Source organism: Corynebacterium sp. HMSC056E09, assembly GCF_001813425.1.
Taxonomy (GTDB): domain Bacteria; phylum Actinomycetota; class Actinomycetes; order Mycobacteriales; family Mycobacteriaceae; genus Corynebacterium; species Corynebacterium hesseae.
The window spans coordinates 1-19,949 of record NZ_KV812474.1 but is presented as its reverse complement, the minus strand read 5'-3'; the positions used below and the strand labels follow the sequence as shown (position 1 = coordinate 19,949).

Sequence of the window (19,949 nt, the reverse complement as noted above, 5' to 3'; positions counted from 1 at the left end):
GGGCCTGAACCAGAAATCCGGATCAGGCCTTTTATTAATACCCACCGCAGGGTCTTTGCGGATGTGGGACTCGGCCGCCCGGCTCCACCCAGCCGTGGGTACCTGTAGCTCCGGCGGGCGGGGTAGTCTGTACGCATGGCACGAGGCAGAATTCCGGACAGCGATATCCAAGCTATCCGTGAACGCGCGCCTATTGATGAAATCGTGGGCGAGTACGTTCAGCTCAAACCCGCTGGCTATGACTCTTTGAAGGGCTTGAGCCCCTTCAAAGATGAGAAGACTCCATCCTTCCACGTGCGCCCGCAGCGCGGCTATTATCACTGCTTCTCCACCGGCAAGGGCGGGGATGTCTTCAGCTTCCTCATGGAGATGGAGCAAGTCTCCTTCCCGGAGGCCGTTGAGGCCGTAGCTCAGAAGATTGGCTACCACATCAACTACCAGGGCGGCTCCACCGGAGCGCGCGATGAAAAGCCCGGTACTCGCCGCCGCCTCATTGCCGCCAACAAGGCCGCGCACGAGTTCTACCGCCAGCAGCTGGAAACCCCGCAGGCCGCCGCCGGCCGCGAATTCCTCCTGGACCGCGGCTTCTCCAAGGAAATCATCTACGAATTTGAATGCGGCTATGCCCCGGAGGGCTGGGACACGGCCACTAAGCACTTGCTGCGCATGGGCTTTTCTTTTGAGGAGCTCGACGCCGCCGGCATCTCCAAGATGGGCAAGCGCGGTCCCATCGACCGCTTCCACCGGCGCCTACTGTGGCCCATTAAGGACCTATCCGGCAATGTCATCGGCTTCGGAGCGCGTAAGCTTTTCGACGATGACAAGCTGGGCAAGTACATGAACACGCCCGAAACCATGCTCTATCACAAGTCCAAGGTGCTCTTCGGGCTGGATTTGGCCAAGCGCAACATCGCGGAACAGCACCAGGCCGTGGTGGTGGAGGGCTATACGGATGTCATGGCCATGTACGCCGCGGGCGTGAAGACGGCCGTGGCTTCCTGTGGCACCGCCTTCGGCGCGGATCACCTGCAGGTCTTGCGCCGCCTCATGTTGGATGATTCCTATTTCCATGGCGAGCTCATCTATACCTTCGACGGCGACGAGGCCGGGCAGAAAGCCGCCATGCGTGCCTTCGAGGGCGAGCAGAAGTTCACCGGCCAGTCCTTCGTCTCCGTGGCCCCCGACGGCATGGATCCCTGCGATCTGCGCTTAGAGCGCGGTGACGCCGCGGTGCGTGACTTGGTGGCGGACCGCATCCCCATGTTTGAGTTCGTCATCCGCTCCGTCATCTCAGACTTCAGCATCGATACCGCGGAGGGCCGCCTCCAAGCCCTGCGGCGAGCGGTGCCCGTCGTGGCCCAAATCCGGGACCAACCCCTTCAGCGCGAGTACGCCCGCCGCCTTGCCGGCTGGGTGGGCTGGCCCGACCCGGAAGAAGTCCTCCACCAGGTACGCCAAGAGGCGCGAAAGCCGAAGAAGGAGCAGCGCCCGCGCTTTGCCTCCCTAGAGCAGACTTCGTCTGTGCCGGCGCAGACCAACGCCCCCGTTATGCACATCCCCGGCCCCCGCGAGCCGCACCTATGGCCGCAGCGTGAGGCCCTCAAGTTGGCCCTGCAGTACCCGCAGATCGCCGGCAGCTACTTCGACGGAATCACAGACGACGCCTACTCCAACGAGGCCTACCGCACCATCCGCCGCGCCATCTCGACCCTTGGCGGCGTGACTGCCGGTGCCGAGCAACCCGGCGTGGAATGGCTAGCCGCCGTGGCGGGTGAAATGCCGGACCTCATGGCCCGCAACTTCGTCTCTGAGCTCGCCGTGGAACCCATCAAGCTGGGGGAGACCGGCAACCCCGATACCGACCTTGAGGCCTACGCCGATTCCGTACTCTCCCGCCTCCAAGAGGCCCGCGTGGGCGACCAAGTAGCCCAACTCAAGGCTCAATTAGGCCGCATGCGCCCCTCCGACGACGAAGAATCCTACAACTCACTCTTCGCGGACCTCGTCGCCCTCGAGCAAGCCCGCCGCGAGCTCAACGACCGTGCTTTCCGCGGCGTGCGCTAACCGACGCGTTAATCTTCGTCCGGCTCGTAAATCCGATCCGCCGGCATTTCATCCGTGGCACCTCTGGTGCCACGCTTGCCGCGGCGCCCCTTGTTGTAATCCTTGAGTTCGCGCATGCGCGGCTCCGGATCCAAACGGTTGGCCACAGCCTTGCGTGCGGAGCGCACAGCAGCCTTGGTGGCGGGGGAGTTTACGGCCTTTTCGTAGGCGCCCTTAATTTGGTGATAGCGCTTGCGCCCAGCCTTGGTTCCAAAGACGTATCCGGCGGCAGCACCCACAACAAATTGGATCATTGGAAACTAGTCATCCCCTTACTTCAAGCCAGCAAAAACAGCCGGCGTTTGCGTACAACGTACGGGCAACGTGCAATTCTCATGAATAGCCTACCTGCCCAAGCGGTCCGGGGCAGGTGACCTCTTGGCAGGGGAGCGAACAGGGATACCGAATAGATATGACGAGAACTCTTCCCATAATGCATTCGCTTCAGTTAACTTAATACCTGTGAAGACTTCGAAGCGTACGCATGCGGTATCGGCAGCCGTGGCCATGTCAGCGCTGCTAACAGCCAGCGTAGCGGCAGCTGAACCCCGCACCAATTGCCTTGAAGAGCCGCGCGAAGTCACCGTGAGCGAGGATTAGAACAAATAGTTCGGCCATTCCGCCGCGTACAGGAGCCGGTGCGGTGTATAAATGCGGCGGTGTCTAGACTTTCCGAGGTTCGGATGGGGTGAGCAGTCGTGGACTGCGGAACCCCGTGTATAGTCTCGCTGTAGTTTCTCCAAGAACTAAGGCCGAATCTATTTTCCATCCCAAAGAGAAGAACGATTGACTTCTCGCACACCAAGGAGAAAAATGCCCCGACCGAAAATTGTGACCGTTTATGGCACGCGCCCGGAAGCAATCAAGGTCGCTCCTGTCATCACTGCCTTGGACAGAGATGGGCGTTTTGAATTGGTCTCGGTCTCCACTGGTCAGCATCTTGAAATGCTAGAGCAAGTAAACAAAATGTTTGGAATTAAACCGAAGTGGGACCTTCATTTGATGAAGCCTGGCCAAAGCTTGAACCGCCTAGTTTCTCGAGCAGTAGAGGGGTTAGACGAGGTTATTGATGCTGAAGCTCCCGATGCCATTATCGTTCAAGGTGATACCTCCACGGCAATGGCAGCGGCGTTGGCTGGGTTTCATCGTGGGGTGAAGATTATTCACCTCGAGGCAGGATTGCGCACTGGCAACATTCATTCTCCGTTCCCGGAAGAAGCCAACCGCAAGCTCATTAGCCAAGTAACAGAGCTACATCTTGCCCCGACTGCAGGCTCAATGGAAAACTTGCGCCGCGAGAACGTTCGCTCTAAGAACATTGCAGTCACTGGTAATACGGTCATTGATGCTCTTTTACAGGCTGCCAGTTGGGATACTGTTCTTGAGAATCCTGCCTTGCAGGAGGTGCTTGAGTCAGGCGAGCGTCTTGTTGTGGCCACTACTCATCGTCGCGAGAATTTTGAGGCGATGAAGGAGATAGGTGGTGCGGTTAAGGACCTTGCAGAAATCTACTCTGACATCAATTTTGTACTTCCGCTGCATCTGAACCCTAAGGTTCGTGAAGCTGTGCTTCCGGAAGTCGAGTCCTTGTCCAACGTTTTCATTACGGATCCGCTTCCGTACGACGAGTTCACCAAGCTTCTTGATCACGCAACGATCATCCTCACTGATTCCGGTGGAGTCCAGGAGGAAGCGCCATCACTGGGGAAGCCGGTCCTAGTTATGCGCCAGAACACTGAGCGCCCTGAAGCCGTTGTAGCCGGCACCGTGAAGCTGGTGGGCACCAACCGTAGTCTCATCGTGGCGGAAGCCAAGCTTCTGCTCGATGATGACGCCGCGTACACCTCTATGGCCAACGCCGTAAACCCCTATGGCGACGGTAAGGCCGCAGAGCGTGCCGTTGCCGCTATTGCCGAGCTCCTCGGCGTAGGGGAGCGTCTGCCGGACTTTGACCCAGGTATTGAGCTATAGCGAACTGAGGTGAATGGGTAGGTACCAATTTCTAAGTGCCCTGCCCATTCATGCGGTTCCACGTAAGGTAAAGCCATGGAACCACGCGACATTAAATGCACTAATTCCCAGCGCACCACAGCCTCTCAAGTCTTGGCTGACGCGATGTCCGTCGGCCAACTCAGCGTCGCCGAATTTGAGGAACGTTCTTCTGCATGCGCCAACGCGACGACGCGCGGCGAGTTGCTCGACCTCGTTTCCGATCTCCTTGAGGATCCCGGAAGAGTTCTCTTTGGTAGCCATGAGGTCGCCTCAAAGAGCTCTCACGCGATGAATACTGTGGATGGGGAGCTTGCTACGAGTGTTGACCGCGCACTAGCTCAAGTCGAACCCTCCGTGAGCGGTGCTCAGAGCCTTTCCTTGGGCATCTTCGGTGGCACCACGGTCCGAAGTACTCCCATTGCCTCTCGCCACACCACAATGGGTATTTTTGGTGGGACTGACGTTGACCTGCACGGTGCTGCACTTCGAGAACACGTCACCATCATTCAAGCGGTTGGAATCTTTGGCGGTGTCGACGTATGGATTCCCGAGGGCTTCCGAGTTCGCGTTAGCGGTATCGGCCTCTTCGGTGGGCACGACATCAAGGTTGACCGTGGAGCTATCGACCCCGCCGATCTACCTGCCAGTGCTCCGGAGGTTGTCGTCAACTGTTTTAGCCTCTTTGGAGGGGTAGACGTACACGTTGTTAAGCGTTAGATCGGTGACGGGGATTAAAACGGCACGACATTTCCGCGACAATAGTCACCACAACATGCGGGTAAATAGAAGAAGCAGAGCCCCAAGCCGCAACGTTGAGGTTAAATACGTTCTGACTTCCAAGTCTGGAAATATCCCTTAAACCGGTGAAGCCTAGATAGGAAAGCAAAAAGCCGCTCGAAATATAAGCGGCTATTTGGCTCCTCCAACTGGGCTCGAACCAGTGACCCTTCGATTAACAGTCGAATGCTCTGCCAACTGAGCTATGGAGGAATATTGCTTCAGGAGTGTGCTCCCTGCAACGTGTAGTAACTATATAGAGTCCGTTGAAAGATGTGCAAATTGCCTGTTCAGGACTGGATTTGGTGGCGGATTTTGGCTTACTTTGGGAAGATGATGTCCGTGCATAGCGGATACTCTGAATAATCAGTCAGTGCGTCAAGTGCGCTTGCTATGGTTTAGGGAAGAAGCACACGCCACTGTGAAGGACATTCCATGGAAATTCTCATCGTTTCTCAATATTGGGAGCCAGAGAACGGCGTACCTCAGCGGCGGTGGGCATGGTTGACCCGCGAACTTGTTGAGGCGGGGCACTCCGTGTTCGTAATCGCACCGTATCCGCATTACCTCAATGAAGGGATTGCTTCTCAAAAGCAATCTGGCGGCGGAGTTGTAAATGGTGCTGTACTTCGCCAACTTTGGGAATTCTTCTCAATGCCCGTTGAAGTTGAGATTGGGGAAAATGGCGAATCCATTTATCGAAGCCGTTTCATTCCGGCTGGGCATTCCATTTCGTCGCGCGTGCTAAACCAAGCTTCGGTTGCACTGGGGCAATTGCTTGCAATGAGAGCAGTGCGTAGGAGAGCGGCGAACGCCCCCTTTGGCGTTACGATTGGCACTGTACCTGCGCTTCCCACGGCGATGGTTGCTTATTTGATCTCGCGTTATCTAAAGACAAAATTCGCGATCGATCTTCGTGACGCATGGCCCGACCTATTGAAATTTTCGAAGTCTTGGAATGCAGGAACGGGTCGTAAGTCTTTGCGTGAAAAAGTTTTGACTAAGGGGCCCGCGCAGCTACTAACCGCCCTCAGCGGTGCGATGCTGAATTTCTGCTTGCGACGAGCTGATGGAATTGTCGTGACATCGGAGTACCTGGAGCATGAACTAAGCCGCAGATTCCCGAAACCGAGGGGGAACTACGCAACGGTTCGAAATGCTTTCCCAGTCGAGTCGGAAGTTGACCATCGTCCTTTTGAAGGGGTGCATGACCGGCCATTGCGGATGCTATATGCCGGCACGTTGGGGCGTGCGCAAAACCTGCGCAACGCGATTGATGCCGTTGAGCTGCTTCAGGCAGAAGGAGTGGCTGTCCATCTCAAGTTAGTGGGTGGTGGAGCCGCCAGGGACTATCTGAAAGCTCGGGCGGAGGAATCGCCAGCGATGGTTGAAGTCTTGCCTCGAAAGTCTTCCGATGAACTCTTAGGTGAATATCAGTGGGCAGACACGGCGCTAGTTCACCTCACCGACTGGGAACCGCTGGATATGGCGGTGCCGTCAAAGCTGTACGAGCTACTTGAGAACGGAATTTACATCTCGGCCGTCGTCAGCGGCGAGCCAGCGGAACTGGTTCGGTCCCTGGACAGCGGTGTTGTAGTTGACCCAGAAAATCCACGTGCGCTAGCTGACGCGTGGCGCGATCTCTTGAGCGGTGAATACCCGGAACATCATCCGGAGAAGGGGCGTGAATGGGTGCGCACCCAGCGTGAGGAAGTGGCACCCCGTGAGTTGCTCAAGTTCTTGAATGAGGTTTGTAGTGAGAGTACGGGAATTCTTCCGTCTGGTGGGAACAGCTAGAAGATGAATCACACGGAAAAAGCCTCGTGGTTTGAAAAGGCTGTTTGTATTGCACAGAGCTGCACGCAACTGATGGAATTTGCCATCGTCGATGGCCTCCTTCAACCGCGTGTCTTTCGCGCCAAAATTGGGCAGCGGCTTCGGCAAGTGATCCATGCAAGCAGGATCGACAAAATTCGACGGCACATCGTCTCTCTGACCGAGCGACGAAATGCCCTAAATTTCGAACCAAGATCTCAATTCCAGCGTTTGGAATCGGGTCCTGGAGGCGTCTACTTCAACGAACTCCCGAACTTTGGGGAGCTCATGGATGATGGGCGTTTTGACGAGGCTTTCAAGCTCGCGCGTCATGGGTGGCAACGTCGAATCGCGAAGCAAGCAATGGTGAATATGCAAGTATGTGCGGTTCCGTCAGTGCCGTTGCCGGATCGTTCGTCAATGGCTCGTCATCAGGCACCTCGGGTTCTCTTCCTCATAACGAACAGTTATCCGTTTACCCAGAGCGGATACGCTGTCCGCACTCATTCGCTCCTTCAGGCTATGCAGGATTCAGGGGTCTATGTTGAGGCAATGACGCGTTTCGGATATCCGGCAATTGTTGGAAAGCCGATTTTTCGGCGGACGCAGATAGTTGATGGCATCGCCTATCATCGTATGCTCGACTGGCGTTTTCCGTTGTCGGTGCAAAAAGTGCAGCAACGCGCTGTTGCCGCTGTTGTAGAGCATGCCCGCGCAATGGGCGCGACCCATATTCACACAACGACGGACTTCCATAATGCGGCCGTCGCGTCGGCTGCAGCCGTGCAGTTGGGGATCCCGTGGATTTATGAGGTTCGCGGAGAAGCAACAGAAACCTGGGTTTCTGGAGTTGAGTATCCACGAGACGAATATAGAAACAATTCTTGGCGTGCAATCGAGGCACGAAAACTAGAGGCTAGTGCGGTTGAGGCTGCAAGTGGTGCTGTATTCCTCAGCGAGGTCTCGCGACAGCATTTTCAATCACTTGTAGAAACGATGCCGCCATCAGTTCTGGTTCCCAATTCGATTTCGGAAACAGACGCTGAGGAGTCTCGTCAAATTCTCCAGCAGATGTTGCAAGCAAAACAAGACGAAACGGTGACAGCAAGTGTGCGCAGTCTTCGTCGTGATGCCGCACGTCAGGAACTGGGCGGATTCGAGGAGTTCAACACGTGGGTCGGTTCGGTGTCGGCGATTGTCGACTATGAAGGATTCGAAACGCTTATTGAATCCCTGAAATATCTAGATGATGACGTTGCAGTCCTTCTTGTCGGCGGAGGTTCTGCGCGTGGACGTCTAGAGGAACTTGCGCGTTCGCTTGGGGTCTCGCACAGAGTCCGCTTTGCGGGAGTGCAGCCGTTTTCGGAAATCAACAAATGGTATGAGGCGTTGGATGCATTCGTCATTCCGAGGCGCAATCAGACTGTTTGTCGACGTGTGACACCCATTAAAGCTCAAAAAGCTATGGCGTTGGGTGTACCCGTTATTGCCAGCGACTTGCCCGCGCTGAGGGAGGTAACGGGGGGAAATGCGACCTATTTCACTGCCGGTGATGTCTTTAGGCTTTCAGAAGCAGTAGGTGAGTCAAAATCCCAAGACATTGCGCGTTCCATGAGGTGGATTCAAGGGCAAGTGTGGAAAGCATCAGTTGAGCGGCTAATTAACTTCTACTAACGCTGAAAATTCACAGATACGGGTTGTGGTGGTGTGATAAGCTTCCCCCAGAATTTCGTTCAAAAATCGGTCGAAAACAAATCTTTCGTATTCGAGAATGGACTAAGCACCTCCAGCATTCGGCTGGCATCTATATAAGTGGGAAGGCGAAAATGACCAAGACCGTAACTATCGTGGGCCAGGGCTACGTGGGGCTGCCGCTGGCTCAGGCAGCAGCACTCGCTGGCTGGAAGGTTAACGGCTTCGATATCTCTACACGCGTGGTCCATAACCTCAACGCAGGCATTAGTCACATCGATGACCTGAGCGACCAAGACATCAAGGACATGCTGGCCGCAGGTTACGAGGCAACCACTGACGTGTCGGTTGTTTCCGGTAGCGACATGATTGTCATTTGTGTTCCCACGCCGTTGGGGACTGCTGGCGCTCCGGACTTGGGTCCGGTTGAAAGCGCAACGAAGTCGATCGCGCCGCACTTGACCAGGGGCACCACCGTGGTCCTTGAGTCCACGACGTACCCGGGAACCACCGAGGAAGTTTGTGTTCCGCTCATTGAGTCCAACTCCGACCTGAAGGTCGGCGAGGACGTGTTCGTGGCCTTCAGCCCTGAGCGCGTGAACCCAGGCTCCAAGGATTTCGGCATCAAGAACACCCCGAAGCTTGTCGGTGGTGTTTCCCCGGAGGCGACCAAGCGCGCCGTCGCTTTCTACTCTGACTTCATCGATACGGTCGTTGAGATGAGTGGTGCCAAGGAAGCAGAGACCGCAAAGCTTCTTGAGAACACGTTCCGCCACGTCAACATTGCCTTGGTTAACGAGATGGCCAAGGTATGCCACGAGCTGGGCATTGACATCTGGGAAGTTATTCGTGGTGCTGCTACCAAGCCGTTCGGTTTTATGAAGTTCACCCCGGGTGCTGGCGTCGGTGGACACTGCATCCCGATTGACCCGAATTACCTCTCCTACGAGGTCCGCCGTCAGCTGGGATACCCGCTCCGCTTTGTTGAGCTGGCACAGGAGATCAATAACTCCATGCCGATCTACGTTGTCGACCGCATTGCCGAGAAGCTGAACAACGAGCGTAAGGCGCTGAACGGTTCCAACGTTCTCGTTCTTGGCGTTACCTACAAGGCCGACATCGCTGATCAGCGCGAGTCGCCGGCACGACCGGTTGCCAAGGAGCTGCTGAAGCGCGGCGCAAACGTTACTTTCCACGACCCGCGCGTGTCCAAGTGGATTGTTCAGGACGGCGTGGAGCTCGAGTGCGTTGCCGACCTTGAGGCGGCTATCAAGGAAGCTGACGTCGTTGCTCTGCTGCAGAAGCACAGTGAGTACGACATCGCAATGATCGAGTCTAACGCCAAGGTCCTTCTTGACAGCCAGGGTAATGCCGCTGCTGCGGAGAACCGACTCTAGTTAGGTCGCACCCTCGTTGAATCTTGATCGAATCAAGTACCTTCCGCTCCGCTTGAGCCTGTGGTCTCGGGTTTTTGCTCGGTCTGGGGCGCAGGCGGAGCGTTTGCGTGCTGAAATGTATACCAGCCCCGTGCTCATGGTGAGTAGCAATGGCGGGGGACTGGGGCATTTGACCCGTCTGTGGGCCGTGGAACGCCGCCTTGATAAAGAAGTTGTTACTTATACCTTGTCTTCGGCGTATGACAAGCTTGGGAAGCCGAAGTCTCGCATGATCTATTTCCCTTCATACGGGACTATGGGTATGTACGGGCGAGTTTGGAACATCCTGCTTGCTGGCCATTTCGATGCTGTCGTCAAAGGATTGAGGCCACAGCGCATCGTCTTCGATGGGACGAGTGTATATCCCGGAATTATTGCGGTGGCTCAAAAATATGGCGTTCCCGTTACCTGGATTCAGCGAGGCTGCTGGAAGCCAGAAGCAGATGCGCGTTCTAAGCAGCGTCATTCCGCAAATCGATTCGCTGATCAAGTTATCTTGCCAGGCGACTATGGTTGCGAGGAGTCCGTTGATGTCGGCTTGCCACCCGTGACCGTTGGCCCGATTGTTTTGTCGGATGACCACGAACTCTTCGATCGTGATGCTGCACGGACCATGTTGGGTTTGCCTCTGGATAAGAAGGCATTTCTTATCCAGCTCGGCGGCTCAACTATTGGTGACTTGAATGAATTGCTCGACGAAGTCCTTGATGCGATTAAGAGTCTTGGTGACGACTGGATTCCCGTTTTTGTACGCAACCCCCTGGCAACCGTTGAACCGGGTAGGGAAGTTTATGAGATTTCTGGTTATCCGCTAGCTCGTTACTACAACGCGTTCGATGCCGCGATTTTCCCTGCTGGCTATAACACCAGCCAGGAATGCGTCCAGTTCGGGTTGCCGGCCGTGCTTGTTCCGAACAATGCGACCGTGACTGACGATCAGAATCGTCGAGCCCGGACGATGGCAGAGAGAGGGATTGCCCTTTGTGCGGAGTCGGTGCACGAATTGAGAGTCGCGATCAATATGCTTGGGGAAGATAATTTTCGCGAGGGCCTTCGTAAGGCTGCTGGAACAGCAATTAGGGCAAACGGAGCTATTGCGGCCGCTGAGGCCATTGAATCTAAGTTGTAATTGGAATTTTATTCAGTTGGTGAAGGTGCATGGTCCAACCTTCGGCTGCGAGTAGAAAGGTTATGGCAGTGGCACAATTTGATATTTGCGTCGTTGGACTCGGATATGTTGGGCTTCCAACTGCTGCAATTTTTGCCAACGAAGGATTTTCGGTTCTTGGTGTCGATGTAAATGAGTCTCGACTTGATCGGATTAAGAGCGGGCATTCTGACGACGCAGAACCTGGACTAAATGCATTCGTACAAAAATCGCTGCAATCAGGGAATCTTCAGCTTTCAGAGCGTCCCGCGACTGCAGACGTTTTTATTATTGCAGTGCCGACGCCTGTGACTCCGGAACAGGGATATGACAACTCTCATGTTCTCTCCGCTGCACGGGCTGTAGCATCCGAAGTCGTGCCCGGAGGACTAGTGGTTCTGGAATCTACCATCCCGCCAGGGGCGACTGAGGAGTTTGCCTATGCGGTGCAGGAGCACCGATTGAAATGCGGATTGGAACCGCACATCGGTCTCAAGTTCGCGCATTGTCCTGAGAGGGTCTTGCCCGGCAATGTGCTGCACGAGTTGTTTCACAACGATCGTGTGGTCGGCGGAATCGACAGAGCTTCTACCCAGGCGGCCCGAGAGCTTTACTCGAGATTCTGTAAGGGCAACATACTTGAAACGACTGTGCGTACGGCTGAGCTGACGAAGGTCGTCGAAAACTCCTACCGCGATGTTAATATTGCCTTTGCGAATGAGGTTTCGATGATTGCAGCCAAGATGGGAGTGGACGATTCAGAATTGATTCGTCTTGCTAATCAACATCCGCGCGTCAATATTCTCACACCTGGAATTGGTGTCGGTGGGCATTGCATTTCGGTTGATCCGTGGTTTGTCATTAGTGCGTTTCCTCAAGAAACTTCACTACTGCGGGCGGCTCGCGAAGTCAATGATGAGAAAACAAATTGGGCAATTTCGAAATTGCGCAATGTCCTGAAGGAAGAGCAGTTCCAAAGGGTTGCACTGTTGGGGTTGGCCTACAAGCCAAATATTGGAGACTTAAGAAACTCGCCAGCGCTGAAAGTTGGTGAAGCGCTTGTGACCGCGTTTCCCCAGATTCAATTTTTGGCAGTCGAGCCTCACATTTCGGAGCTTCCCTCGGATGAAGGGCAGATAGGGTCTTTTGAGAATGTGAGTTTTGCGAAAAGCCTGGCTGGAGCGGTCGACGTGGATTGCGCATTTCGTCTCGTTCCGCACGATGCATTCGCAGACCTCAATTCTCAGCAATCCTCACTTCACATTTACGAATATGATGGTTCGCTAGAGCAGCGCTGATGAAGGTGAGGTACCGGAATTGAAAAAGCGTTCCAAGAAGGCGTTGTCTGATTCGCAGGCAGATCGTGTGGTTACTGAGCTGTCAGGGAATGGCGTGCTCGTTAATGAGAATGGCCTAGAAGTTGTCGGTCGTCGAGTTTCGCTCTTGGCGTATTGCCGTGACTTGATTGCTCGCTTGCCCTTCATCTGGGCGGAGGCACGGTCTAAGGCATTTCAGAGTGGGCGCGGCACGTTACTCGGAAGCCTCTGGCTAATCATCGATCCCCTACTTCAAGTTGGGCTTTACGCAGTTGTGTTTGGCCTTATTATGAAAACGAATCGCGGAATGGACAATTTCATTGGCTTCCTGGTCATTGGCGTTGTGTTCTTCCGAATCGCCACTCAAGGGATCAATGACGGTGCAGGGCTCATTAAGAGGTCTCGACCTTTGATTTCTTCTTTTGCTTTTCCTCGGGCCGCATTGGCTGTGTCGACCAATATACGTCAGGTTTTGGACAATATTCCCTCGATTCTCGTTGCGCTTGTCTTGGCCCTGTCGACCCAAATCGGTAAGCCAATTGGGATATCTCTCATCATGATTATCCCGCTCGTCCTTGTCGTTGCAGTCTTTAACCTCGGCTGGACGCTGATTGTTGCGAGAGCGACAGCATTTGTTCCAGATCTCATTCCTCTTGTATCGACTGTAGTGCGTGCTCTGTTCTTTATCTCCGGCGTGTTTTTCTCGATTGAGCGATTTGAGACTCACAAGTGGCTTCAGGACTTTGTTTTGGCCAACCCGATCTACAGAATTATTAGCTTGACTCGAGCGATTGTTCTCGATTCCTCGTGGGGAGCCTTTAATGATTGGGCGTACATCATTGCGTGGTCTATTTGTCTGACGATTGTCGGCTTCATTTATTTCTGGCGTGCGGAAGCGAGGTATGCCGGTGTTGTCTAAGGCAACAGTCGTTGTGAGAGACGTCAGGAAGACTTACAAATCACAGAACGGGCCCGTCCCTTTCCGGAGAAAGAAGGGCTTGGACGTCGAAGCGCTCAAGGGAGTATCTTTTGTCGCGAAACAAGGCGAGTCAATTGGACTAATTGGAACAAACGGCTCTGGAAAGTCAACCTTGCTGTCCATCATTAGTAGCGGTGAGTCTCCGACATCGGGATTGGTGTTGTCTTCGTCGCAACCCACTTTGTTGAGCGTCAATGCAGTCCTGCAATCGACGTTGACTGGGTGGCAGAATATTCGCCTTGGCCTCCTGGCGAAGGGGATCACGCGTCGTGAGATTGAGAAACTGGTTAAAGAGGTCGGTGAGTGGTCGAGCATTGGTTCGGCACTAGACCGTCCACTGGGAACGTACAGTTCTGGAATGCGCGCACGCTTGAAGTTTTCGATTGCGACGGCAGTACCAAGTGAGATCTTGCTTGTAGATGAGGCCTTGGGAACAGGCGATGCATCATTTGCAGCTAAGGCTACGCGGAGAATGCAGGACTTCTTGGATGAGGCGGGAACGGTATTTGTTGTGGCTCACTCTGCGAACACGATCAAAACCCAATGTAACAGGGCGATTTGGCTTGAAAAAGGCGAAATTATCGCTGATGGCGATGTCGAAGAAGTGGTTGATACGTATTCTGAGTGGTCGAGGCTGAACAGCGTCGGTGATGAAGGTTCTGCTGAAGAGCTTCGAATAGAAGCCCTTGACAAATATGAAAGACCGCAGATCATCTTGAGTAGGGAAGCCGAGTCAATGTTGTGAACTCAAGCTTCTTCGCAAATCTCATCAAGGAAGGCGGATCAGCCGAAAGACTAAAGTCCAGAATCGGCAATTACTTCCGTTCGAACACGACAATATTTGAAGGAATTGATATGAACGAATATCGTGCCCCGCGAGTTATTGGTCCTCAGGGCAGTCTTTGGGCGTTGAAAGCTGAACCGGAAGTGGTCCTCTCTGAGGTAGAACTTCAGGGAACCAGTTTCTTTGGTTTTGGCTCATACATGAATAAAGGCCAAGTGCGGTCCTACGTCGAAGTTGGCAGGTACTGCAGCATCGGCCGAGGTGTTTCGTTAGGTCTTGGCTATCACGACAAGGAGATGCCCTCGACGTCTTCTTACTTTGAGTTTCCAATTTCCACAACAACAATGAAATTGGCTTGCGAAGAGCCTAAGCGTCGAGTGATCATCGGACATGATGTGTGGATCGGCGATGGCGTCCGCATTGATTCTGGCGTGACGGTCGGAACCGGCGCGATTTTGGCGACAGGAGCAGTTGTCAATAAGGACGTTGAGCCCTACGCAATTGTTGGTGGCTTACCTGCAAAGTTCATCAAGTGGCGATTCGAGGAAGACGTCAGGAATGCACTTCTGGAATCGCAATGGTGGACGCTCGAGCCCAGCGAGTTGAAGAAATACATGTGTACCGATCCACTTGAATTCGTAGCGCGTCTTAAGGCTGCGAATGTGAAAACGTATCCGCCTTCACATCAGAATATCGTTTCGGCACGATAGGTGGGAATGGGTGAAATCGGGGTGAATTTGCCTTGATTCTCCCCGATTTGTTGATAATCTAAAGAATCATGTTGTCGGTTTCGATAATCTAAATTCCAAACTGACAGAAAGGACCCGAGTTGGGTACTCAAGAGACAATAAGCTTGAAGTCCGTCAACGGAAACCTTCTCGTTACCGGTTTCAAGGACGAGTACATTTTCGAGCAGATCCGGAAAACTGGTCGCTTTTACGAGCTTGACCTCCTGCAGCGAACTGCGGAGAACTCTTCCCACTTGGATGGAATTGTTGTCGATGCCGGCGCAAACCTTGGCAATCATTCTCTGTACTTCTCGTCTGTTCTTGGCCGTAATGTCGTGTCATTTGAGCCGGAGACCGCGAATTTCGCGCTGCTGAAGCGCAATATCGCGGATAACAATCTCGAGTCTAAGGTAGAGATTCACAACTGTGCACTGTGGGATTCCGACGGTTTTGTGCATCTCGATCAGGCCGTGGACGGCAACAATGGCACCTTCAAGGCGGCGTCCGCTGAGTCCGGTATTCCGCGCACCACGATCGACAATGTCGTCCGTGACCGCCAAGTCGCGGTTATCAAGATTGACGTCGAGGGTGCCGAAGTCAAGGTTCTCGGGGGAGCCGTGGAGACTATCAAGCAAAGCCATCCGCTAATTGTCGTTGAGTCTCATACGACGGAAATCAAGTCGGAAATTGCGGCTTTCCTGGAGCCTTTGGGTTATACCTGCGTTGCGATTGCTGGCGCGTCTGACAACTACTTCTGGCTCCACCGCGATATCAACCTTGATTTCACTGACCAGGCAGCTGCCCGTGTCAATGCTGAAGGTCATCGTCGCGCTGAGCGGTTCTTTAACGAGTTCCGTGGCCAGCAGAAGAAGACGATTGACTCCATCCAGGGTGTGGGCAGGGACGTCGAGGGTATTTCCAAGAAGCTTGTCGAGTTGGAAAAGACCTTGGCTACCGCTCAGGAGAATACCCAACTTGCGGTTGCCGCCGGTGAATCCAACGGCACCGCGCAGGCAAAGTTTGCCGATACACCGGCAAATCTGCAGCAGAGCATCGATGAGCTCAAGGCACTCGTTGCTCAGCCACAGCAGGCCGATCTTTCCGCAATTGAAGGTGTCCGCGAACGGCTTGAAACGCTGGGCAAGTCCCTACGAGACTCCCATGCCTTCGAGTCCGTGAAGTCGCAGCAGAAGTACGACGAATTGCTCGCTATTCAAGAGAAGCTTATGGCTTCGGTTTCTCGTCTCCAGCAGGACATTGTCAAGCTTGAGCAGACGTCTATCCCGGCTATCGTGTCGAAGATTGCGCCGACTGTGGAGCAGCACGTTTCTTCTTCGATGAACGAGCACCGTCTGCGCCTCGATGGTGTTTCTACCGAAACGACGACGGCACTGGATACTTTCCGAAATTCGATTGCGCGCGAACTTAATGTGTCCTCTGGTTCGCTGGACCTTCTTTCGGAGCGCGTCGTAGGCTTGTCATCACGCGTTGACGAGGTCGTCCGATACTTCGAGAATCGACGTGATGACGAAGTTTTTCAGCGGTTCCAGGGAGTCGAAGCACACCTCGGCGGCATCGCCGAGCAGTCATCCGTAGGATACGAGGAACTTACCCGCAAGCTCGAGGAAAATGAGTCGGGAACAGCGGAGAAGCTTCAGAAGCTTGAGAATATGCTGGCTGAGCTCCAGAAGAGCATTGAAGCTCAGTCCCAGAACGATGTCGTCGGTTCTGTCGAAAAGCTGCTCCAGGACCACACTGCGGAGGTTAGCTCGCTGATTGAAAAGCAGGCGCCTGCATCCTTCGCGGAGGTCATCGAGGAGGAGTTCTCTCAGCACAAGTGGCTCAATGACGACGACGCAGAACTTGGTACTAAGTTCGCTAAGCTCCTCATCGCCTATGAAGCTATGGCAAAGCGTCTGGAGGCACTTGCACCGCATCGGTGGAACGCCAAGATGCTCGTGGATGGGCTCCACAAGCAGCTTGATATTGTCGAGGCGGATCTGCCTACACCGCAGCTTGCTTCTCAGGGGCCGGCACCCATTGTCGCTGAAGGTGGTTTCCGAGAGTACGCTGCTCCGGGCATTTTGGATCGCCCCAAGTACGATCCAATCCGCATTGGTATCGCCAGTATGGCAGGCCGTGAGGAGGGTCTCCGCCAGGTCGTCGAAATCCTGTCGCCGCAGGCTGATGAGATCTTCGTGTACCTCAACGACATGGACTCGGTGCCGGACATCCTTCCGAAGCGCCCCAACGTTCGTTACTTCCTTGGCCCGGATACCGGCGATCGCGGCAAGTTCAAGTTCATGGAAGGTTTCGAAGGCTATTACCTGACATGTGATGACGACATTGCCTACGCGCCGTTCCACGTTCAGTCCATCATCGACGGTATCGAGCGCTATGAGCGCAAGGCCGTGGTTGGCTGGCACGGGTCCATCTTCAAGCCGGACTTCCAAGAGTTCTATAACGCCAAGTACCGCCAGGTGCTCTCGTTCCGATTCCTGCGCGGAAAGGACACTCCGGTTCACCTGCTGGGCACTGGCGTGTGTGGCTTCCACACGTCGACGCTGAACGTCGATTACGACGAGTTCATCTACCCGAACATGGCGGACGCGTTCTTGGCGATCGCCGCGAAGCGTCAGTCTGTTCCGATGGTTGTCCTGGCTCACGGTAAGGATTGGGCTACCCCGATCGACGTCGGCCCGTCTATCTCCAGCGTTTCTTTGAAGCGCGACAAGGACACCACCAAAACGCTGGATGTCGCGACTACCGTAACCAACTTGGTTAAGGCTGAGATGCCTTGGGAGATTCTTGAGCCGACCCCGGTTTACGAGCGTAAGCCGATGCAGCTGGCATTCATCGGTCGTACTGATAAGGAGCGTTGGAAGAAGGGCGGCATCCTCAAGTCTGCTCACCTTACTCGCGACATGCTCGAGCGTTTCAATGTTACGACCATCCTCGAGGACATTGAGACTGGCGATCCGAAGGATCTCCACGGAGCGGATCCCGAAATTGTCATGATCTACGTCGGCGATCCTGAGCGTCCAGATTTCAAGGACGTTGAGGTGCTCATCGCGCATCACGCCAAGAAGGGCCGCCACGTCGTCGTTAACCTCTCATATAACGCTATCCCGAGCCGTTCTGAGTTCATCGTCCGGAAGATGAAGGAGTTGCGTTCCCGATTGGGCAATCGCATTTGGCTCATGGTCTTCACGGAAGCGATGCTGTCTTCCGCTGACCTCGCGGAAATTCGCGATTGGCTTGTGGTCATTCCGAAGACCATTTCCTTGCCGGACGAGCCGGTAGCCAGCTTCGGTCGTTCTGAAGGCATCTTCATCGGCGACATCGCAAAGCTCAGCAATGACGGTCTCCTGGGATTCCCCGGCAAGGAGTGGGTTGCCGCTATTCGTCGCGCGCTGCCAAACGTTCCGATCTATGCCGTTCAGCAGTACAAGCCGAAGGACAAGATTGACTTCGGAATCGACGAGATTTGGCCGTTCATGCGCGGCGACGAGTTCGCCCGAAATGTCGGCAAGGTTCGCGTCATGATCTCCACCGTCAAGTACGCCACCTTTGAGATGGTTCCGCTTGAGGTTGCCTCGCTGGGCGTCCCCGTCATTTACCCGGAGATGCCTCAGTCGCTGGGCGAATATCTTGGCCTCAGCGGTTTCTCTGTGCGCTCTCCTGAGCAGCTCGAGCGCATTCTCCCGGTCCTTTACCATGACCCCATTGTGTGGAGGAGCCAGAGCCAAGCAGGTATCGAGCGTGCATGGAGCTCCGAGCTCAACCGCCTCGCTGGCCAGACTTACCTGCGTCTCATCGACCTCGTCGGAAGGAAGAACTAATGCAGTCTCTGAAGAAGTCCAAGGTAACGCAGGCCTTGTTTGCGTTGGTATTCCTCGGCGCCGTCCTTTCTGGGGCCACTTGGTACCTCGGTTTGGAATGGCTTGGCCTATTTTTCGCCGTCATGACTGTCGGCGGCGCGGCGTCGGTTGTGTACTGGCGCCTTCGCGTTGCGCTAATGCAGCAGTCGAAGCGATTGGCTGATTTGCGCGACAGTCATAGCCACCTGCATGGTCGAGTCAACCAGCAGCTGAATTCAGTGAGTTCAGCAATCCGTGGACAGCTGAAGACAGTTGATAAGAGCCTTGTAGCGCTCACGCATTCTCAAAACCAGCCGGAGGCAGAACTAGGCGATGTTGCTGAGTTGCGCGAAGAGATGGTTGCGATTCAGGAACAGCTCAAGGGCCAGCAGGCTCTTCTACAGGAAATTATTGTTGCTCTCGATATGAAATAAGCAGCCAAAGAAAGGGGGCGCAGCGCGGGGCGTTAGCCCAGCGCTGTGCCCCCTTTGGGCTACGGCTATACAGTTCCGATGACCACCTTCTGGGTGGCGAAAGGCGGGTCATTGAGAACGAGCTGATGAAGGAGTTCCATAATCCCAGCAAAGCGCCGAATATGAATGTTCCATTGGAGAACTCGCGATTCAAGGTGTTTTAAGCGTGGAATGCCCACGATTCCAGCAAGAATCTCTGCGTGCTGACGCATATGAGACAAAATACGAGGCTGCAGTTTAAGCGTCGACAAGCTGCGCAATTCCTCAAAGGAATAGCCAGAGTTCTTTTGCTCGTATTCCTTGTGACGTGCGTCAAGTGAAGCCCAGTCGATGTTTGAAGGAAGGCTGGCGGCGAAATTGGCGTTGACGGAAAACTCAAAAGGAATTGAATTGAGGCGCGGGTCAACGTTCGAGTTGATATCCTTCCAGACTTTTCCGTCAGCGCGCTCTTCCCGAGACAACAAGGAGGCCGCGTAGGCGAACTCGGGAATACCGAGGATATTTACTGGCCAGCTGTTGCGGGTCCAGTCGTATGCAACGGTGCTAAAGTGCCCGGGCATCCTGAACAACTCAGAGAAAACATCAAGCCCTTCCCAGAGCGTTGGGGAATTGACGCAAAATATTGAGTCGTAGAAGAGTTCCTTGGTCTTTTCGTAGACACCAGGTTCTGATTGCGGAAATTTCAAACAAATCTTTTCAAAGAACGCGTCAAAATCAGACTCTTTTGATTCGGGCGTGAACTTCAAATCGAGGTTCAGCCGGTCAACGTAGTCAGGTACCTTCGTTCTGTAATTCTCGCCCATCGCACCAATGTGTTGCGACCGGCTATTTGGTAGCAGTGTCGTGA

The 19,949-nt window shown here is 54.3% G+C and carries 16 protein-coding genes and 1 tRNA gene; 14 read left to right on the top strand and 3 right to left on the bottom strand.

Annotated elements, in window-relative coordinates; genetic code table 11:
• The first annotated feature begins 135 nt into the window (after positions 1 to 135).
• The gene (gene dnaG / locus HMPREF2912_RS00080; protein ID WP_070682922.1) at positions 136 to 2,064 is read left to right on the top strand and encodes a DNA primase; all 1,929 of its coding nucleotides are present in this window, start codon (positions 136 to 138) and stop codon (positions 2,062 to 2,064) included.
• Between the two features lie 8 nt (positions 2,065 to 2,072).
• Here dnaG and HMPREF2912_RS00075 read toward each other — a convergent pair whose 3' ends face one another.
• Positions 2,073 to 2,357, bottom strand: a complete 285-nt coding sequence (locus HMPREF2912_RS00075) for a hypothetical protein (protein WP_070513558.1) — start codon at positions 2,355 to 2,357, stop codon at positions 2,073 to 2,075.
• A 208-nt stretch (positions 2,358 to 2,565) separates the two neighbouring features.
• Between HMPREF2912_RS00075 and HMPREF2912_RS12940 the strand changes: the two genes are divergently transcribed.
• From HMPREF2912_RS12940 to HMPREF2912_RS00065, 3 genes are all read left to right on the top strand, one after another.
• Complete coding sequence (locus HMPREF2912_RS12940) at positions 2,566 to 2,703, top strand: hypothetical protein (protein WP_154736808.1); 138 nt, start codon at positions 2,566 to 2,568, stop codon at positions 2,701 to 2,703.
• 213 nt (positions 2,704 to 2,916) lie between these two features.
• Complete coding sequence (wecB, locus tag HMPREF2912_RS00070; protein WP_070682920.1) at positions 2,917 to 4,074, top strand: non-hydrolyzing UDP-N-acetylglucosamine 2-epimerase; 1,158 nt, start codon at positions 2,917 to 2,919, stop codon at positions 4,072 to 4,074.
• 75 nt (positions 4,075 to 4,149) lie between these two features.
• Positions 4,150 to 4,812 (top strand): DUF1707 SHOCT-like domain-containing protein, encoded by a 663-nt coding sequence (locus HMPREF2912_RS00065; protein WP_070682918.1) that lies wholly within the window; start codon positions 4,150 to 4,152, stop codon positions 4,810 to 4,812.
• A 197-nt stretch (positions 4,813 to 5,009) separates the two neighbouring features.
• Here HMPREF2912_RS00065 and HMPREF2912_RS00060 read toward each other — a convergent pair.
• Positions 5,010 to 5,085, bottom strand: a tRNA-Asn gene (locus tag HMPREF2912_RS00060).
• Positions 5,086 to 5,307: 222 nt separating this feature from the next.
• Between HMPREF2912_RS00060 and HMPREF2912_RS00055 the strand changes: the two genes are divergently transcribed.
• The 10 genes from HMPREF2912_RS00055 to HMPREF2912_RS00010 all read left to right on the top strand — a co-directional run bounded on the left by HMPREF2912_RS00055 (position 5,308) and on the right by HMPREF2912_RS00010 (position 19,063).
• Entirely contained in the window at positions 5,308 to 6,669 is a 1,362-nt protein-coding gene (locus HMPREF2912_RS00055) for a glycosyltransferase family 4 protein (protein ID WP_070682916.1), read from the top strand.
• A gap of 3 nt (positions 6,670 to 6,672) precedes the next feature.
• Entirely contained in the window at positions 6,673 to 8,361 is a 1,689-nt protein-coding gene (locus HMPREF2912_RS00050; RefSeq protein ID WP_083312466.1) for a glycosyltransferase family 4 protein, read from the top strand.
• Between the two features lie 152 nt (positions 8,362 to 8,513).
• On the top strand, positions 8,514 to 9,776 hold the full coding sequence (locus HMPREF2912_RS00045; protein WP_070682913.1) for a nucleotide sugar dehydrogenase: 1,263 nt from the start codon (positions 8,514 to 8,516) through the stop codon (positions 9,774 to 9,776).
• Between the two features lie 52 nt (positions 9,777 to 9,828).
• Positions 9,829 to 10,944, top strand: a complete 1,116-nt coding sequence (locus tag HMPREF2912_RS00040; RefSeq protein WP_148139397.1) for a glycosyltransferase — start codon at positions 9,829 to 9,831, stop codon at positions 10,942 to 10,944.
• A 68-nt stretch (positions 10,945 to 11,012) separates the two neighbouring features.
• Positions 11,013 to 12,260, top strand: a complete 1,248-nt coding sequence (locus tag HMPREF2912_RS00035) for a nucleotide sugar dehydrogenase (protein ID WP_168166641.1) — start codon at positions 11,013 to 11,015, stop codon at positions 12,258 to 12,260.
• A 19-nt stretch (positions 12,261 to 12,279) separates the two neighbouring features.
• On the top strand, positions 12,280 to 13,197 hold the full coding sequence (locus HMPREF2912_RS00030; RefSeq protein ID WP_083312464.1) for an ABC transporter permease: 918 nt from the start codon (positions 12,280 to 12,282) through the stop codon (positions 13,195 to 13,197).
• A 79-nt stretch (positions 13,198 to 13,276) separates the two neighbouring features.
• On the top strand, positions 13,277 to 14,002 hold the full coding sequence (locus HMPREF2912_RS00025; protein WP_246816438.1) for an ABC transporter ATP-binding protein: 726 nt from the start codon (positions 13,277 to 13,279) through the stop codon (positions 14,000 to 14,002).
• A gap of 110 nt (positions 14,003 to 14,112) precedes the next feature.
• The gene (locus HMPREF2912_RS00020; protein ID WP_070682907.1) at positions 14,113 to 14,751 is read left to right on the top strand and encodes a CatB-related O-acetyltransferase; all 639 of its coding nucleotides are present in this window, start codon (positions 14,113 to 14,115) and stop codon (positions 14,749 to 14,751) included.
• Between the two features lie 143 nt (positions 14,752 to 14,894).
• Entirely contained in the window at positions 14,895 to 18,611 is a 3,717-nt protein-coding gene (locus tag HMPREF2912_RS00015; protein WP_070682905.1) for an FkbM family methyltransferase, read from the top strand.
• Positions 18,611 to 19,063, top strand: coding sequence for a hypothetical protein (locus HMPREF2912_RS00010; RefSeq protein ID WP_070682904.1), 453 nt, complete (start codon positions 18,611 to 18,613; stop codon positions 19,061 to 19,063). Before HMPREF2912_RS00015 ends, HMPREF2912_RS00010 begins: the two co-directional genes overlap by 1 nt.
• Before the next feature lie 65 nt (positions 19,064 to 19,128).
• Here the strand turns inward: HMPREF2912_RS00010 and HMPREF2912_RS00005 are convergent.
• Positions 19,129 to 19,949, bottom strand: an 821-nt coding sequence (locus HMPREF2912_RS00005) for a hypothetical protein (protein ID WP_210396345.1), incomplete at its 5' end; no start/stop codon positions are given.

What these genes read in the sequence shown, in the direction of transcription:
- dnaG (WP_070682922.1), top strand. Translation starts at nt 136, where the DNA reads ATGGCACGAGGCAGAATTCCGGACAGCGATATCCAAGCTATCCGTGAA.
- HMPREF2912_RS00045 (WP_070682913.1), top strand. Translation starts at nt 8,514, where the DNA reads ATGACCAAGACCGTAACTATCGTGGGCCAGGGCTACGTGGGGCTGCCG.
- HMPREF2912_RS00075 (WP_070513558.1), bottom strand. Translation starts at nt 2,357, where the DNA reads ATGATCCAATTTGTTGTGGGTGCTGCCGCCGGATACGTCTTTGGAACC.
- HMPREF2912_RS00055 (WP_070682916.1), top strand. Translation starts at nt 5,308, where the DNA reads ATGGAAATTCTCATCGTTTCTCAATATTGGGAGCCAGAGAACGGCGTA.
- HMPREF2912_RS00050 (WP_083312466.1), top strand. Translation starts at nt 6,673, where the DNA reads ATGAATCACACGGAAAAAGCCTCGTGGTTTGAAAAGGCTGTTTGTATT.
- wecB (WP_070682920.1), top strand. Translation starts at nt 2,917, where the DNA reads ATGCCCCGACCGAAAATTGTGACCGTTTATGGCACGCGCCCGGAAGCA.
- HMPREF2912_RS00010 (WP_070682904.1), top strand. Translation starts at nt 18,611, where the DNA reads ATGCAGTCTCTGAAGAAGTCCAAGGTAACGCAGGCCTTGTTTGCGTTG.
- HMPREF2912_RS00020 (WP_070682907.1), top strand. Translation starts at nt 14,113, where the DNA reads ATGAACGAATATCGTGCCCCGCGAGTTATTGGTCCTCAGGGCAGTCTT.
- HMPREF2912_RS00065 (WP_070682918.1), top strand. Translation starts at nt 4,150, where the DNA reads ATGGAACCACGCGACATTAAATGCACTAATTCCCAGCGCACCACAGCC.